The sequence below is a fragment of the Actinoallomurus spadix genome (genome assembly GCF_024055725.1).
Lineage (GTDB): Bacteria > Actinomycetota > Actinomycetes > Streptosporangiales > Streptosporangiaceae > Actinoallomurus > Actinoallomurus spadix.
Genome location: NZ_JAMXMX010000017.1, coordinates 20,015 through 34,503, shown reverse-complemented (window position 1 = coordinate 34,503; position 14,489 = coordinate 20,015). Strand labels below are relative to the sequence as shown.

General features: G+C 73.0%; 13 protein-coding genes and 1 pseudogene. 6 read left to right on the top strand and 8 right to left on the bottom strand.

Annotated features, from left to right (window positions below; all coding sequences use genetic code 11):
• Positions 1-34 precede the first annotated feature (34 nt).
• From egtC to NE235_RS24055, 3 genes are read right to left on the bottom strand one after another with little or no spacing between them, the layout of a single operon-like run.
• Positions 35-769, bottom strand: a complete 735-nt coding sequence (gene egtC / locus NE235_RS24065; protein ID WP_252806742.1) for an ergothioneine biosynthesis protein EgtC — start codon at positions 767-769, stop codon at positions 35-37.
• A complete protein-coding gene (gene egtB / locus NE235_RS24060) occupies positions 769-2,058 on the bottom strand; it encodes an ergothioneine biosynthesis protein EgtB (RefSeq protein WP_252806739.1) in 1,290 nt (429 codons plus the stop codon). The genes egtC and egtB overlap by 1 nt, the downstream gene beginning before the upstream one ends.
• Entirely contained in the window at positions 2,049-3,257 is a 1,209-nt protein-coding gene (locus tag NE235_RS24055) for a glutamate-cysteine ligase family protein (RefSeq protein ID WP_252806737.1), read from the bottom strand. Before NE235_RS24055 ends, egtB begins: the two co-directional genes overlap by 10 nt.
• Positions 3,258-3,459: 202 nt before the next feature.
• Here NE235_RS24055 and NE235_RS24050 point away from each other — a divergent pair, with 202 nt between their 5' ends.
• The 3 genes from NE235_RS24050 (at position 3,460) to NE235_RS24040 (ending at position 6,164) form a co-directional block, all read left to right on the top strand.
• Positions 3,460-4,347 carry an amidohydrolase family protein gene (locus NE235_RS24050; protein ID WP_252806735.1) on the top strand — a complete coding sequence of 296 codons (888 nt, stop codon included), beginning with the start codon at positions 3,460-3,462 and terminating at the stop codon, positions 4,345-4,347.
• Between the two features lie 5 nt (positions 4,348-4,352).
• On the top strand, positions 4,353-4,850 hold the full coding sequence (locus NE235_RS24045; RefSeq protein ID WP_252806733.1) for a cysteine dioxygenase: 498 nt from the start codon (positions 4,353-4,355) through the stop codon (positions 4,848-4,850).
• A gap of 96 nt (positions 4,851-4,946) precedes the next feature.
• Positions 4,947-6,164 (top strand): RNA polymerase sigma factor, encoded by a 1,218-nt coding sequence (locus NE235_RS24040; RefSeq protein WP_252806731.1) that lies wholly within the window; start codon positions 4,947-4,949, stop codon positions 6,162-6,164.
• Positions 6,165-6,317: 153 nt separating this feature from the next.
• Here NE235_RS24040 and NE235_RS24035 read toward each other — a convergent pair whose 3' ends face one another.
• Both NE235_RS24035 and NE235_RS24030 read right to left on the bottom strand, forming a co-directional pair.
• The gene (locus NE235_RS24035; RefSeq protein WP_252806729.1) at positions 6,318-7,043 is read right to left on the bottom strand and encodes a rhomboid-like protein; all 726 of its coding nucleotides are present in this window, start codon (positions 7,041-7,043) and stop codon (positions 6,318-6,320) included.
• Positions 7,044-7,145: 102 nt separating this feature from the next.
• Positions 7,146-7,760 carry a TetR/AcrR family transcriptional regulator gene (locus NE235_RS24030; RefSeq protein ID WP_252806727.1) on the bottom strand — a complete coding sequence of 205 codons (615 nt, stop codon included), beginning with the start codon at positions 7,758-7,760 and terminating at the stop codon, positions 7,146-7,148.
• Positions 7,761-7,912: 152 nt separating this feature from the next.
• Here NE235_RS24030 and NE235_RS24025 point away from each other — a divergent pair, with 152 nt between their 5' ends.
• On the top strand, positions 7,913-9,487 hold the full coding sequence (locus NE235_RS24025; protein ID WP_252806724.1) for an MDR family MFS transporter: 1,575 nt from the start codon (positions 7,913-7,915) through the stop codon (positions 9,485-9,487).
• A 117-nt stretch (positions 9,488-9,604) separates the two neighbouring features.
• Here NE235_RS24025 and NE235_RS24020 read toward each other — a convergent pair whose 3' ends face one another.
• Together NE235_RS24020 and NE235_RS24015 are read right to left on the bottom strand one after the other, a co-directional pair.
• Entirely contained in the window at positions 9,605-10,006 is a 402-nt protein-coding gene (locus NE235_RS24020) for a hypothetical protein (protein WP_252806722.1), read from the bottom strand.
• Positions 10,007-10,042: 36 nt separating this feature from the next.
• Positions 10,043-11,657, bottom strand: a pseudogene (locus NE235_RS24015) (MFS transporter); the annotation flags it as partial.
• Positions 11,658-11,799: 142 nt separating this feature from the next.
• Between NE235_RS24015 and NE235_RS24010 the strand changes: the two are divergent.
• Entirely contained in the window at positions 11,800-12,474 is a 675-nt protein-coding gene (locus NE235_RS24010) for a TetR family transcriptional regulator (protein WP_252806718.1), read from the top strand.
• 42 nt (positions 12,475-12,516) lie between these two features.
• Here the strand turns inward: NE235_RS24010 and NE235_RS24005 are convergent, their stop codons facing one another.
• Positions 12,517-13,434, bottom strand: a complete 918-nt coding sequence (locus NE235_RS24005; RefSeq protein WP_252806716.1) for an MBL fold metallo-hydrolase — start codon at positions 13,432-13,434, stop codon at positions 12,517-12,519.
• A 94-nt stretch (positions 13,435-13,528) separates the two neighbouring features.
• Here NE235_RS24005 and NE235_RS24000 point away from each other — a divergent pair, with 94 nt between their 5' ends.
• On the top strand, positions 13,529-14,410 hold the full coding sequence (locus NE235_RS24000; RefSeq protein ID WP_252806714.1) for an AraC family transcriptional regulator: 882 nt from the start codon (positions 13,529-13,531) through the stop codon (positions 14,408-14,410).
• Positions 14,411-14,489: the final 79 nt, after the last annotated feature.

Here is a 14,489-nt window from a genome sequence, read left to right as displayed (position 1 = left end):
TCCCGATGTTCGTCCGTCCGTGGGGTCGAGCCCGTCACAGTGGGCTCACCCGTACCCCGTGCTGATCGACCGTCACCAGTGAGCGGTCGGGGACCTCCTCCCACCCGGGCCCCTCGTCGTACGGCTCGGAGGCGATGACGACGTCCTCGCCCCGGCGGACGTACAGCGTGTCGCCCCATCGGGTCGCGGCCAGCGAGCGCCCGTCGGCGGCCAGAAGGTTGTACCGGCCCGGGGCGAGCGCGGCGACGGCCTCGACGGCGTACGCGAGCCCGTCCGCGAGGGCCGCCCCGTCCCGCCAGCGCCCGGCGGCCAGCGCGAACAGCAGCGCCGAGTCGACGGGGGCGCGGGCGTCGGGGATCGGCGCGAGGTCGCCGGCGAGCTCCCGCAGCTTCGCCTCGACGCCCGGGAACCCCTCGACGGCGCCGTTGTGGCTGAACAGGCGCTCGAAGTCGGTGAACGGCTGGGCGCACGACTCGTCCACCGGGAAGCCCGGCGTCGCGGAGCGGACGGCGCCCACCGCGCACGTGCTGCGCACGACCTCCGCGATGTCGGCGAAGGACAGGTCCGTCCAGATCGGCTGGGACCGGCGGTACCGGACGGGCCGGGCGCGGGAGGGGTCGTACCAGCCCGCGCCGAACCCGTCGGCGTTGATGACGCAGTTGGCGTTCATGCTCGGCGCGTACGACTGCCGCTCCAGGGAGTGCTCCGGCGCGAACAGCAGCTCGTGCAGGGTGCGCGGCGCTCCGAGGTAGGCGATGTGGCGGCACATCAGGCGGCGTCCCTCGCGCAGCGGAACCCGGCGAAGATCTGCCGGCGGATCGGGTGGTCCCAGTTGCGGAAGGTCGTGCGGCAGGCCAGCGGGTGCGTCGCCCACGAACCGCCGCGCAGCACCTTGTAGTCGCCGCCGAAGAACACCTCGGAGTACTCCTTGTAGGGGAACGCGCGGAAGCCCGGGTACCCGTGGAAGTCGCTCGACGTCCACTCCCACACGTCGCCGAGCAGCTGCCGCACGCCGTACGCCGACGCGCCCTCGGGGTAGGCGCCGACCGGCGCGGGCCGCATCATCCGCTGCCCGAGGTTCGCGTGCTCGCCGGTGTCGCCCCAGGGCAGGCGGCGCTTGCGGCCCGTCTCCGGGTCCCAGCTCGCCGCCTTCTCCCACTCGGCCTCGGTGGGCAGCCGCTTGCCGGCCCAGCGGGCGTAGGCGTCGGCCTCGTACCAGCAGACGTGCTGCACCGGCTCGTCGAGCGGCACCGGCTCGATCCGGCCGAACCGCCGCCGCAGCCACTGGCCGTTCTCGCGCCGCCAGAAGGCGGGCGACCGCTTCCCAGTGCGCGTGCGCCACTCCCAGCCGCCGGCGCTCCACCAGCGCGGGTCGTCGTACCCGCCGTCGTCCATGAACGCCAGGTACGCGGCGTTCGACACCGGCGTGACGTCGATGAAGAAGGCGGGCAGGTCGACCGTGTGGGCGCCGCGCTCGTTGTCGTACGCCCACGGGTCGTCGGAGGTGCCCATGACGAACGGGCCCGCCTCGACCAGCACCTCGTGCCCGGCCGACGCCGGGGCGCCGGCGGGCGGCTCCTCCGGTACGGAGCCGAGCAGCGCGGGGCCGTCCTTGCGGAGCTGGTGGGTGGCGAGCATCGTCTCGTCGTGCTGGTGCTCGTGCTGGATGACCATCCCGTACACGAAGCCGCCCTCCGCGAGCGGCCCGGTCAGCGGCACCTTCTCCAGCGAGTCGAGCACCTTGGCCCGTACGGTGTCGATGTACGCGCGGCTCTCGGCGGGGGTGAGCAGCGGGAGCTTCGGGCGTTCGGCCCGGGGATGCTCGAAGGCGTCGTACAGGTCGTCGATCTCCGGGCGCATCGCCTCCTGGCCCGCGGCGGCGCGCAGCAGCCACAGCTCCTCGTAGTTGCCGATGTGCGCCAGGTCCCAGACCAGGGGGGACATCAGCGGCGATACCTGCACCATCAGGTCCGGGTCCTCGAGCGCCTCCAGGGTGAGGCCGACGCTCCGGTCGCGCGCGGCGATCAGTTCCGCCGCGATCCGTTCCTTCAGGTCCACGTGGGTTCCTCCTCAGTGGCCGGGGCGGGCGACGCGGTGCCCGGCACGGCCGTGAACACGTCGGGTTTCGGGGGGTGGCCGGCGCGCTCGTCGGCCGGGCAGCGGCCGCGTTCGACGAAGCGCCCGGCGTAGGCGTCCACGGCCGGGACGAGCGCGTCGGCGCCCAGCCGGGGCAGGGCGTCCAGGGCGGCGGCGAAACAGCGGCGCGCGGCGCGGCCCAGCACCGGGTCGGTCAGGGCGTCGCGCGCGGCCTGGCGCCAGCGGCCCCGCGCGGGTTCGGCGGCCTCGGCCGCGAGGTCCGCCGCGACCGGGTCGTCGAGCAGCGCGGCGGCCACGGCGACCGGCACCGGCCAGTACGGCTCCGGCAGCGCGTCGATCATCCGGAGTTCGAGCCAGCCCTGCGGCCGGACCGGCGGGAACAGCGTCGACAGGTGGTAGGACAGGTCGCCGAGGTCGGGCCGGCCCGTCGCCATCCACTCCCGGAACGTCATGCCCGGGGCCGCCCGCCAGCCGTCGCGGATCAGCATGACCTGCGCGTCGAGGGCGTACCGGACCCAGGCCTCGACGGGATCGTCACCGCCGACCGCCGCCGTACGCCCCGGGTCGAGCGTCTCCCAGACGACCTGCCGGCCGGACCGCGCGGACGGTCCCGGCGAGTTCGCGAACGCCGCGGCGAGCACCGGCCCGAGCGCGTGGGCGAGCCGCCAGCGCCGGGCGGCGTCCGCGTCGTCCGCGCCGATGTCGAGGCAGACCTGGAGTGAGGCGGTGCCGCACATCATCCGCAGGCCGTGTTCGCCGAAGTACTCGCGCATGCACCGGTAGCGGCCCGCGGTCGCCTGGAACACCGGCGGCCGGGGGTCGGCGCCGCGCCCGTCGAGGACCAGGTCCTCCTTGGCGAGGTGGGCGGTGACGTGCGCGATGTCGCGGGCGACGGCGGCGTGCGCCGCGGCGGGGCCGCGCCGCGGGGCCGAGCTGAGCTCGAGCTGGCCGCCGGGTTCGTACGTGACGCGGCTTCCGGCGGGCGGCGGGCCGGCCGCCTCCATCACCGCGCGGACGCGCGACACCGGGACGCTCCGCGACGGGGCGTTCCGGTCGACCACGAACCACTCGGTCTCGACCCCGACCAGGCCGGGCGGGCCGGTCTTGAAGCACACGCCTTTGACGTGCTCGTAGACCTCGTCGATGGTCAGTCGGCTCATCGGCACCTCCGAACAGGCGAACGAACGGAGGTCTTTCCCTACTGAACCGCATCAATAATCCGAAAAGCACCTTTCGTTGGGGGAAGCGGCAGATGTCGTTGTGGTGACGGGGGCAGGTGTGAACCGTTCCACTGAACCGCTACACTGATACGGTTCAGTGAACCGGTTCAGTGTCCCTGACGTGCAAGGAAGGAGCACTCGCGTGCGCATCGACGTGCACCAGCACCTCTGGGGCCCGGCCTTCCTGGACGCCCTCAGACGACGCACCGAGACCCCCCGGCTCGACGGCTGGACGCTCCACCTCGCGGGCGAGGCCCCGTACGACGTCGACCCGGCCGACCACGACCTCCGGCGCCGCGCCGACGAGGCCGCGCGGGACGGCCTCGGTCTCGTGCTGACCTCACTGTCCGCTCCGCTCGGCGTGGAATCGCTGCCGCCCGACCAGGCCACCCCTCTCCTCGACGCCTACCACGCGGACGCGCTCGCGCTACCCGCGCCGTTCCGCGCGTGGGCCGCCGCCGGCCTCGCCGAGATCGACGCGCCGGCCCTCGCCCGGCTCCTCGACCAGGGCCTCGCCGGCCTGCAGCTGCCCGCCACGGCGCTCCTCGACGCGGCCGGCTACGAGCGCTGCGCGCCCCTCCTCACCGTGCTGGAGGAGCGCGGGCTGCCGCTGTTCGTCCACCCCGGCCCGGCCCCGGCCGCGGACGGCCCGGCATGGTGGCCCGCGCTCGTGCCGTACGTCCACCAGATGCACGCCGCCTGGTTCGCCTTCCGCGCCTTCGGCCGGCCCCGCCACCCACGGCTCCGCGTCTGCTTCGCCCTGCTCGCCGGGCTCGCCCCCATCCACGGCGAGCGGTTCGCCGCACGCGGCGGCGGACGCGGCCAGGTCGACCCGGACGCCTACGTCGAGACCTCCTCCTACGGACCCCGTGCCGTCGACGCCACCGTCCGGGCGATCGGCATCGACACGATCGTCAGCGGCTCCGACCGCCCGTACGCCCGTATCCCCGGCGACTTCTGCGTCGGCGACGCCGCCGAGCACGCCATCCGCGTGGCCAACCCGCACCGGCTCCTCACTGGAAAGGACTGACCCCCGTGGCCTTCGAGTCCCTGCCCGAACGAAGCCTCGACCGGCACGAACTGCGCCGGCTCGTCGACGACCTGGCCGCCCGCCCCGAGGAGTGGCGCGAGCTGGTCGACTTCCCCGACGGCCACCGCCACTACGTGTCGCTGCACCGGGACGAGTACGTCGACGTGTGGCTGCTGTGCTGGACGCCGGAGAGCGACACCGGCTGGCACGACCACGACATCTCCTCCGGCGCGGTCACGGTCGTCGACGGCGTCCTCATGGAGTGCAACCCCCGGATCGGCGGCGAGCACGTCGAGGTGAAGGTGGAGGCGGGCGCCTCGTTCTGCTTTGGACCCGAGCACATCCACCGCCTGGTCGGGGTTGCGGACCGCAGCGTCTCCATCCACGCCTACTCGCCCCCGCTCTGGCGCATGGGGCAGTACTCCATCGACGACGGCGGCGTCATGCGCCGCGTCTCGGTCAGCTACGCCGACGAACTCCGCCCCCTGGACCCCGCCGCCTGATCGCCCGGGCGATTTCCGCTGGCACCGATTTTTGCCACCCTGGTAGCTTGCTCTTTACCTGCAGTGACGAGCCCAGCGGTGAAACGGAGTCGGAAGGTGTCCCTGACGGAGGCGCTGCGCGCCGGCGAGCCGGAGGTCTTCGGCCTGCTCTACGACGAGCACGGGCCGCGGATCCACGCCTACTGCCACCGCATGGCCGGTGACGAGGCCGCCGACGCCGTGCGGGACGCCTTCGCCGCCGCCGCCCGGCACCGCGCCGAAGCCCCGTCCAACGACGACGCGCTGCCCCTCTGGCTGCACGCGCTGGCTCGGGCGGAGCTGCTGCGCCGCGGCGCCCTGACGCGCACCGTCGCCGCGGAGCCGGGGGCGCCCGCGCTGGAGCGCGCCCTGGCCCGCCTGCGCCCCGAGCACCGGGAGGCGCTCGCGCTGACCGGCGCGCTCGACGCCGAGGGGCTCGCGCGGCTCACCGGAGTGGCGGACGACACCGCCGAGCTGCTCGCCCGCCAGGCGCGCCGCCGGCTCGAACAGGCCGTCGTCACCGTGCTGGAGGCCGGCACCGCGGCGGACGAGGAGTTGCTGACGGCGCTCGCGAAGGGCCGCCTGCCCGCGCTGGTGAGCAGGCGCGCGGCCGAGCCGCCCGCGTCCCTGCGGGACGAGGTGGTCGCCGCCTGCGCCGCGGCCGTGCGCGCGCCCGCCGGTGTGCCGCTGTCCGACGCCGACGGCCTGCCCCTGTCCCTCGACGGGGTGTTCGCACCGGCGTCCGCGGCGACCGGGCACCACCCGAGGCACGCCAGGCCGGACACCCCGGCACTCGCCCGCCACCGGCGCGGGCCCCGGCGGCGCAACGCGCTGCTCACCGAGACGCTCACCCTGGCCGCCTGCGCCGCGGCGGTCGTCGGCGCGATCCTCGTCTGGCCGGGCGGGCCCGACCAGGGCGTCTCCCACGTCGGCGACAACAGCAGGCTGGTGCGTCAAGGCACTTCGACGAGCCGCCCGTCGCCGGGCCGGGCCGGGGCGCCGGGCGACGGAGCCTCTCACGTCGGCGTTCCGCGCACCGCGCCGAAGAGCGTGGCCCCGTCCCCGTCGGCCTCGGCCACGCGCGCCTCGTCCTCGCCGGCACCGACGCCGAGCCGCCCGCCCGTGTCCCCCACGAGCCCGGCCCCGTCCGGCACCCCGACGCCGTCTCCGACCGCCTCCACGCCGACGCCCGCACCGAGCCTGTCGACGTTCCCTCTCCCGGTGCCGGTCCGCGGAGGCCACGGAAGCCCGACCGCGACCCCGGCCCCGGAGAAGTCCGCCCCGAAGAAGTCTTAGGGCCTGTCTCGAAGTCCCGTTCGTGGCGAGCGGCGGAGCGCTTTGCCGCCGCCATGGCCACGGTGCCGCCGAAGTTGACGGACGGTTGACCGATTTGCCGGGCCTGTGACGTCGTCACCGGCGTCACAGTGGCTGGTCGAGACGGCTTTGGCGTCAGGCCCTGCCGAGGACGGCCTCGCGGGCGAGGTCTCGTGGTCCGGCTCCGCCGGGGCCGTCCTGGTCCGTTTCCGGCCGCTCGCGGCGGGCGAAGAGCAGGCCGGTGGCGGCGCCGGCGAGCATGGCGACGAGGTGGCCGACCGCGGCCACGTCCAGGTGGTCCAGGCCGCTGAACAGGTGCGGTGCGAGGAAGGCCAGGGCCACCCCGGCGCCGATGCGCCACCAGCGGCTCGGCAGGCGGTCGAAGAGCCAGTGGCCGTGCCGGGCGGTGCGGACGAGGGGCTCGGCGCCGTACAGCATCGTGGCGACGAGCGCCGAGGCGATGACGTAGGACGGGCCGACGTCGTCGATGTGGCGCATGGATGCGGGCAGGGCGCCGGTCGAGATCCGCCAGGCGAGCAGGCCCTCGCTGATGAGCGTGCCGATGACCTGGGCTCCGCCGACCAGCGCCAGGGTCCGGACGTTGCCGAACCGGTGCGCCACGGGGAACAGCCCGACGACCGCCAGGGCCACCCACATCCACGGCGCGGTCTCGGCCACGAACGCCGAGGCGATCATGGTGCCGAAGGGGTCGCTCCTCAGGTTCACCAGGTTCGTGGCCGTCGTGGCGACGACCGAGCGCTGCTGGGCCGGCTCCAGGCCGTACGCGTAGACGGCCGAGACGGCGCAGAACGCCAGGATGAACAGCATGGGCAGGGGATAGCGCCTGAGGAGCGAGTGCACGGGTGAAAGCGTAGGGGCTGTTCCTGAGCGACCCATGAGATCCAGATGATCGTGAGTCCGGTCTTACCCGTGGGACAGGCGACCCTCCCGGTTCGGTGCGGATCAGTCCTGGGCGCCGCCGATGGCCGTGTTCCAGCCGTGTTCGAGCAACGCGAAGGCGCGGGCGATGGCGGTGTCGGCGTCGGTCCCCTCGGAGGTGAGGTAGCGGGTCGCGAGGGCGAAGTGGGCCAGTGCCCGGCAGGTCGGATCGCCGGCGGGCGCGCCCGTCTCCTCGGCGATCGTCCGGGCCAGGGCGGTCTCGTGGCGCATCCACATGCGGCGCTCGTACTCGCGCAGTTCGGGAGTGTTCTCGACGAGTTCGACGAATCGGGTGAAGTGCTCGTCGGCGTCGTCGCCCTTGTTCCGCCGGGAGCGCCCGACGTACTCGCGCAGGGCACGGGGGATCGACCACCCCTCGGGCCGGTCCCGTACGGCGGCGACCAGGGCGGCCTCCAGCGCGGCGTCCTCGTCGAAGACGAGGGCCTCCTTGCTGGGGAAGTGCTTGAACAGGGTGGTGGTGGAGACGTCGGCGGCGTCGGCGATGTCCCTGATGCCCACCTGGTCGTAGCCGTGTTCGAGGAAGAGGCGCAGGGCGGCGTCCGCGAGGGCCTGCCGGGTGGCGGCCTTCTTGCGCTCACGCCGGCCCAGTGGTGCTGGTGCCGTCGACGCGTCCGTCATGGCGCCGATCCTACCCGCCCGGTTAACCCGAGTGAAAAGTTGTACCGTTGCAGTTATTGAACGGGTGTGCTTTCGTGGAACGGTCGGTCGGGCCGGCCGTACCCCGGCCCTTCTTCGCCGACGCCCTTCCCCTGGTGAAAGGTCCGTTCCGCATGCCCGCGTCCACCCCTCCCCCCTCCCCCGGCGGTCCGGCCGCCGGAGCCACCACCTCCCCGAACGTGCGCTGGGTCCTGCTCGGCGTGATGCTCGCGATGCTGCTGTCGATGCTCGACACCATGGTCGTCGGCACCGCGATGCCGACGATCGTCGGCGACCTGGGCGGTCTGCGGCACATCTCCTGGGTGGTGACCGCGTACACCCTCGTCACCGCCGTGACGACCCCGGTGTGGGGCAAACTCGGCGACCTGTACGGCCGCAAGCACACCTACCTCGCCTCGGTGGCGGTGTTCGTCGCCGGATCCGCGGTGTGCGGAGCGGCGCAGTCCATGACCTGGCTCATCCTCGCCCGTGCTCTGCAGGGCATCGGAGCGGGCGGGATCGGCGCGGGGGCGTTCGCGCTGATCGGCGCGCTGGTCCCACCGCGGGAGCGCGGCAGGTACCAGGGCATGTCGGCGTCGGTGCTGGCGATCGGCACGATCGGCGGGCCGCTGCTGGGCGGCTTCGTCACCGGTCACCTCGGCTGGCGCTGGGCGTTCTACCTCAACCTGCCGCTCGGCGTGCTCGCCTTCGCCTGGCTGGGGGCGAAGCTGTACCTGCCCCTCAACCGCGGCAAGGCGACCATCGACTGGCCGGGCATCGCGCTCCTGACGGCCACGATCACCGCCGCCGTGCTGGCCACGACCTGGGCGGGGACCACCTACGCCTGGGGCTCCTGGCAGATCGTCGGGCTCGGCGCCGCCACCTCCGCCGGGCTCGCCGGGTTCATCGCCCGCCAGAAGAGGGCTGCGGAGCCGCTCATGCCGCTGCGGATCTTCACGGGGCACCGCAACCTCCCGCTCGCCCTCGGCATGATCCTGGTCGCGGGCGTGGTGATGTTCGGCGGCGGGCTCTACCTGCCGCTCTTCCAGCAGACCGTGCAGGGCGCGTCGGCCACCGGCTCGGGACTCCTCATGGTGCCGATGCTGGTCCCGATCGTGATCGTCTCCACCATCGCGGGCAAGGTGATGTCCGCCACCGGCAGGTACAAGATCTTCCCCGTGCTCGGCGCGGCCTTCCTGACCGCCGGCGCGGCCCTCCTGGCCACCATGGACGCCGGCACCTCCCGCCTCGCCACCTCCTCGTCCATGGTGCTCATCGGCGTCGGACTCGGCTTCCTGATGCAGATGGCCACCACGATCGCGCAGAACAGCGTCGGGCTGCGCGACATGGGCGCCGCGATGTCGTCGGCCCAGCTGTTCCGCACACTCGGTGGCTCCCTCGCGATCGCGGCGTTCGGGTCGATGTTCACCCGCGCGGTCCGGCACCACCTGCCCGGCGCCACCGGCTCCGGAACACCGGCCACGCTGCCCGCCGCGGCCAGGGCCGCCTACGCGGACGGGGTCGCCGACGCGACCGGGCAGATCTTCCTGGTGATCGCGGTACTGTGCGCCGCCGCGTTCGCCCTCGCCCTCGCCGTCAAGGAGGTGCCGCTGAAGAAGGCCGGCCCGCCCCGGCCGGCCGCCGCGGACGAGACGGAGCTCCTGGAGAGCAGGGCATCGGCAGAGGGGCATGACGCTTTCAGCGGGTGATCACCGCCCCCGGTGATCACCCGCCGGCGTCAGCCGTTCGTTCCGGGCACTCCGGCCACTGCCGGGATACCGGGGGCCGCCGGTCACGCTCGAGGACGGTGCCCCCCGATGAGGGCCCTACCGCGAGGGCAGCCGGGCCTGGCGGAATCGCCGGACGCGGAGGGAGACCCGGCCGACCGCGGTCGTGACCACGACGGAACGGAACCTCCCGGGCACCTCCGCGACCCAGAAGGCCCCGGCGATCGTCACCGCGGGGGCCTTCAGCACGGACCGCCCGGCGTGGAACTCCACGAGCACCTCGCCGCCGGACGGGAGTTCGCCCCAGGCGACGGACCAGCCCCGGCCGCGTACCGCGCCGCGGATCAGCGTGGTGTCGACGCCGCGGGCCACGGCCACGTCGATGAGGCCGTCGCCGGTGTGCACCTCGAGGGCGGGACGCCGGCGGCTGCCGCGGCCGACGCGCAGCTCCCAGCCGCTCGCGGGCAACGGTGTGGCGGGGAACGCCATCGCGTGGGACATGGTCGAACTCCGTTCGGGGCGCGGGTACGGGCGGCGGCGGCCGCCCGTACCCGGGTGGGACTCAGATGGCGATGGCGCCTTCGACCGGGGACTCGCCGCGCCGTACGAGGAGGGCGGCGAACGCGGCGACGAGTGCGACCACCGCGGCGACGGTCATGGACGTCTGGAACCCGTCCATGAAGGCGAGGTGGCTACCGGTCGTGATGGCCTTGGCGACCGGTCCCGGAGCGCCGTTGGGCACCGGGGCCACGCCCTGGGCGATGTAGTCCTTGGCGGTGGTGAGCTGGTGGGCCGCCGGTGACGGCAGTCCCGCGCCGGTCAGCCGGTCGACGAGGACGTTCCCGACGCGGCTGGACAGGATCGTGCCGAGGACCGAGGTGCCGAGTACGCCGCCGACCTGGAACGCGGTCTGCTGCAGGCCGCCCGCGACGCCGGCGAGGTGCGCGGGGGCGTTCGCGACGATCGCCTCGGTGCCCGCGGTGAGAATGAAGCCGAACGCCATTCCCATCATGATGAACCAGGGCCAGATGGTGTTGTACGAGGCGTCGACCCCGATGCGGGACAGCCCGAACAGCGCGCCCGCGGTGAGCACCATGCCGATGGCGAGCGGCACGCGCGGCCCGAACCGCTGCGTCAGCGCCCCGCCCAGCGGCGAGGAGACGATGAAGATCGCGGTCATCGGCAGCATCCGGACACCCGCCTGCACCGGCGACATCCCGTGGACCTGCTGCATGTAGAGGGTGATGAAGAAGATCGTGCCGAACAGGGCGAACGCGCCGAGGACGATGAGTCCGGTCGCGGCCGACAGCGACGCCGAGCGGAACAGGCTCATCGGCAGGATCGGGTGGGACGCCCGCAGCTCACGGATGACGAACCCGACGATCAGCACGGCGAACGCGGCGAACGACACCAGCGGCACCACGTCGCCGAAGCCGTACGTCCCGGCCTTGATCAGGCCCCAGACCAGGGCGAACAGCGAGCCGGAGAGCAGGAGGACGCCGGCGAAGTCGAACGAGCCGACGGCTCCCTCGTCGCGGGACTCGCGGATCACCCACAGGCCGACCAGCAGGGCGATCAGGCCGAGCGGGGCGTTGAGGAAGAAGACCGACTCCCAGTTCACGTGCTGAACGAGCAGGCCGCCGACGATCGGGCCACCGGCGATGGAGATGCCGACGGTGGCGCCCCAGATGCCGATCGCGGCGTTGAGCCGTTCCGCGGGGAAGGTGTTGCGCAGGATCGCCAGGCTGGCGGGCTGCAGGAGCGCGCCGGCGAAGCCCTGAACGACCCGGAAGGCGATCACCATGCCGATGCCGCCGGACACGCCGACGAGGACCGACGCGACGGCGAAGCCGATCACTCCGACGAGGAAGGTGCGCTTGCGCCCGAACCGGTCGGCGATCTTGCCGGCCGGAATCAGGGTGACCGCGAGCGCGAGCAGGTAGCCGTTGGTGACCCACTGCAGGCCGGACAGGTCGGCGTGCAGGTCCTTGGCGATGGCCGGGTTCGCGATCGACACCACGGTGGCGTCGAGGCCGACCATCATCACACCGAGCGCGACCGCGAGCAGCGTGAGCCAGGGGTGGCCGTGCCCGGCACGGCCCGGTCTCTGATGCGTCCCTGGGCGGGACGGAAGCGTCGCTGGGGACGTCATGAACTGCCTCCGAGAGTTCGTGAGGTCCTCAAAGTGTCATGAAGTGACACTTGTCGTCAAGCGACTTAAGTCTCGGCATGACGAGTGTCACGTCATGAAGAAAGTCTTGGCCGGACAGTCCGATGTCGGTTACCCTGCGGGCATGGACACGACCCCTGCTGTTCAGGCCTGCTCTCCGACGGCCGGTCGTCGTGAGCGCAAGAAGCAGCGCACCCGTGAGGCCCTGGTGGACAGCGCGTTCCGGCTGTTCGCGCAGAAAGGATTCGAGGCCACGACCGTCGAAGAGATCGCCGACGCGGTCGACGTGTCCTCCCGGACGTTCTTCCGCTACTTCGCGTCCAAGGAGGACGTCCTCCTCACGTTCCAGGACGAGCAGTTCACCGCGATGAAGGAGGCGTTCGCCGCCCGGCCCGCCGACGAGCCGGTCATCACCGCCCTGCGCCGTGCCTCCGTCTCCGTCGTCCGCGCCTGCGAGGACGGCGAGTTCGGCTTCGACCCCGAGCGGTTCGGCTGCATCCAGCACCTGATGGAGTCGAGCCCCGCCGTCTTCGGCAGCAGCCTCGAGCACGGGCAGAAGAAGCACGCGGAGATGACCCGCCTGATGGCCGAGCGCATGGGCGTCGACCCCGCCACCGACGTGCGCCCGCACGTCGTCGCGGCCGTGGTGAACGGCGTGTTCCACACGGCGTTCGAGCTGTTCAGCAGCGACATCCTCGGGGCCGAGCGGTTCTCCGACGTGCTGTCCGAGCTGCTGCGGTCCCTGGAGGACGGGATCAACTTCCCCGCAGCCGCGGTGGAGACCTCCTCGCCGAGCTGATGGGCCACGAGGACGTCCCCACTACGCGCGCGAGGGCCGGCCCTATCCGGCGGACGCCGCCCACCGCTTGATGGCGAACCGGCTGCCGTCGCGGCGGACCTCGGCCGCGCCCGGCCCGGCGAAGTGCGCCGGCACGACGAGTTCGCCGGTGTCGGCCGCGCGTTCGAGCACGCTGCGGCGGGTCACCGCCGCCTGCACGGGGTCCTCGCAGAAGCAGCTGCGGTAGTCCGGTTCGAGGATCTGTACCGGGCTGTGCAGGATGTCACCGACGAACACGGCACGGTCCGAGCCGGACGCCACCCGGACGATGGACGAGCCCGGCGTGTGGCCGGGCGCCGGCTCCAGGGTGATGTTCCCGTCGACGCGGTGGCGGTCGCTCCACAGCACGGCGCGGCCGAGCACGGGGGCGACGCTGTCGGCGTAGACGATCCGGCTGCCCTCCTGCCGGAGCCGCTCGTGCTCGTCCTGGGGCGCGCGGCGGCGGTGGGCGTTGCGCGGGTCGAAGAACTCCTGGTCGACACGGGGGATCAGGTAGGTCGCGTTCGGGAAGGTGGGGACCCACTCCCCGTTCCGCGACTCGGTGTTCCAGCCGACGTGGTCGTAGTGGACGTGCGTGTTGATCACGATGTCCACGTCCTCGGGCCGTACGCCGGCCGCGGCCAGCCGGTCGAGGAAGTCGGTCCGCAGATGGTCGAACAGCGGGATCTGCGGCCGGTCCCGGTCGTTGCCCACTCCGGTGTCGACCAGTACGGTCTTCCCCTCACTGCGCAGGACCCAGGTCTGCGCGGCCCCATGGTAGGCGTCGGTCTCCGGACGCCAGTGATCCGGCGCCAGCCAGGACTTGTTCCGCTCCCAGATCTCCGGCGGGCTGTCCGGGATGATGAACCGCGCCGGCGCGATCTCGCCCTGCCACTCGACCACCTTGGTGACCTCGACGTCACCGATCTGAAATTCGCTCATGAGACCAGACTCGTGGCCACCGATGCGCTTTCCAATACGCGTCCAGCGCTCACGAATACGTGTCCGTCTCACTCATGCGACGTACCATGACTCCATGGACGTGGTCAGCGACGCCATCGAGACGATGCGCATCGGGAGGCCCGCCTCCAGCCGCCTCAGCGTCGGCCCGCCGTGGCGCTTCCGGTTCGCGCCGTACCAAGGCGCCGGTTTCCACGTGTTGCTCCGCGGCTCGGGCTGGCTGGTCGCGGATGAGGGCGAGCCGGTCCCGCTGAGCGTGGGCGACGCCGTCCTGGTGCCGCACGGAGCCCCCCACGTGCTGGCGGACTCGCCCACCGCGGAGGGGGCGGTGCCGTTCGAGGCGGCGGTTCCCGCAGCCGACGGCCCCGTGGAGTTCCTGTGCGGGAAGTACCGGCTCGACCGGTCCCGGGCGCATCCCCTGCTGACCGGCATGCCGGACCTCGTCCACCTTCCCGCGGACCTCGGCCGGCACGCCCGGTTGCGGGCCGCCATCGACCTGCTCGGCGGTGAGGTGCGCGGCGACGGAGCCGGCCGGGAGACGGTCATCACCAGCCTGCTCGACCTGCTGCTGGTCTACATGCTGCGCGCCTGGCTGGAGGATCACGCCGGCGGCGGATGGCCCGCCGCGCTCCGCGACCCGGAGATCGCCGCCGCGCTGGAGGCGCTGCACTCACGGCCGGCCGCGCCCTGGCGGATCGAGGACCTGGCCGCGCACGTCGGTCTCTCCCGGGCCACCCTGGCCCGGCGGTTCACCGCGCTGACCGGACGGCCCCCGATGGCCTACCTGACCTGGTGGCGCATGACCACCGCCGCCCGCCTTCTCCGCGAGTCCGACCTGCCGCTTCTCACCATCGCCCGCCAGGTCGGCTACGGCTCCCCGTACGCCTTCTCCCACGCTTTCAAACGGCAGTTCGGTCTTCCGCCCGGGCTGTACCGCGAGCGCGAGCCCGTCGCCTGACGACCGAGCCCCGGCGCGCCCTGATGAAAGACCCGGTTCCGGCGAGCCGAATACGGCCGCGCCGTCATGCCCGGCGGCC

Coding starts and splice junctions, on each gene's coding strand:
- egtC (WP_252806742.1), bottom strand. CDS start 769: ATGTGCCGCCACATCGCCTACCTCGGAGCGCCGCGCACCCTGCACGAG.
- NE235_RS24055 (WP_252806737.1), bottom strand. CDS start 3,257: ATGAGCCGACTGACCATCGACGAGGTCTACGAGCACGTCAAAGGCGTG.
- NE235_RS24005 (WP_252806716.1), bottom strand. CDS start 13,434: ATGAGCGAATTTCAGATCGGTGACGTCGAGGTCACCAAGGTGGTCGAG.
- NE235_RS24000 (WP_252806714.1), top strand. CDS start 13,529: ATGGACGTGGTCAGCGACGCCATCGAGACGATGCGCATCGGGAGGCCC.
- NE235_RS24010 (WP_252806718.1), top strand. CDS start 11,800: ATGGACACGACCCCTGCTGTTCAGGCCTGCTCTCCGACGGCCGGTCGT.
- NE235_RS24030 (WP_252806727.1), bottom strand. CDS start 7,760: ATGACGGACGCGTCGACGGCACCAGCACCACTGGGCCGGCGTGAGCGC.
- NE235_RS24025 (WP_252806724.1), top strand. CDS start 7,913: ATGCCCGCGTCCACCCCTCCCCCCTCCCCCGGCGGTCCGGCCGCCGGA.
- NE235_RS24020 (WP_252806722.1), bottom strand. CDS start 10,006: ATGTCCCACGCGATGGCGTTCCCCGCCACACCGTTGCCCGCGAGCGGC.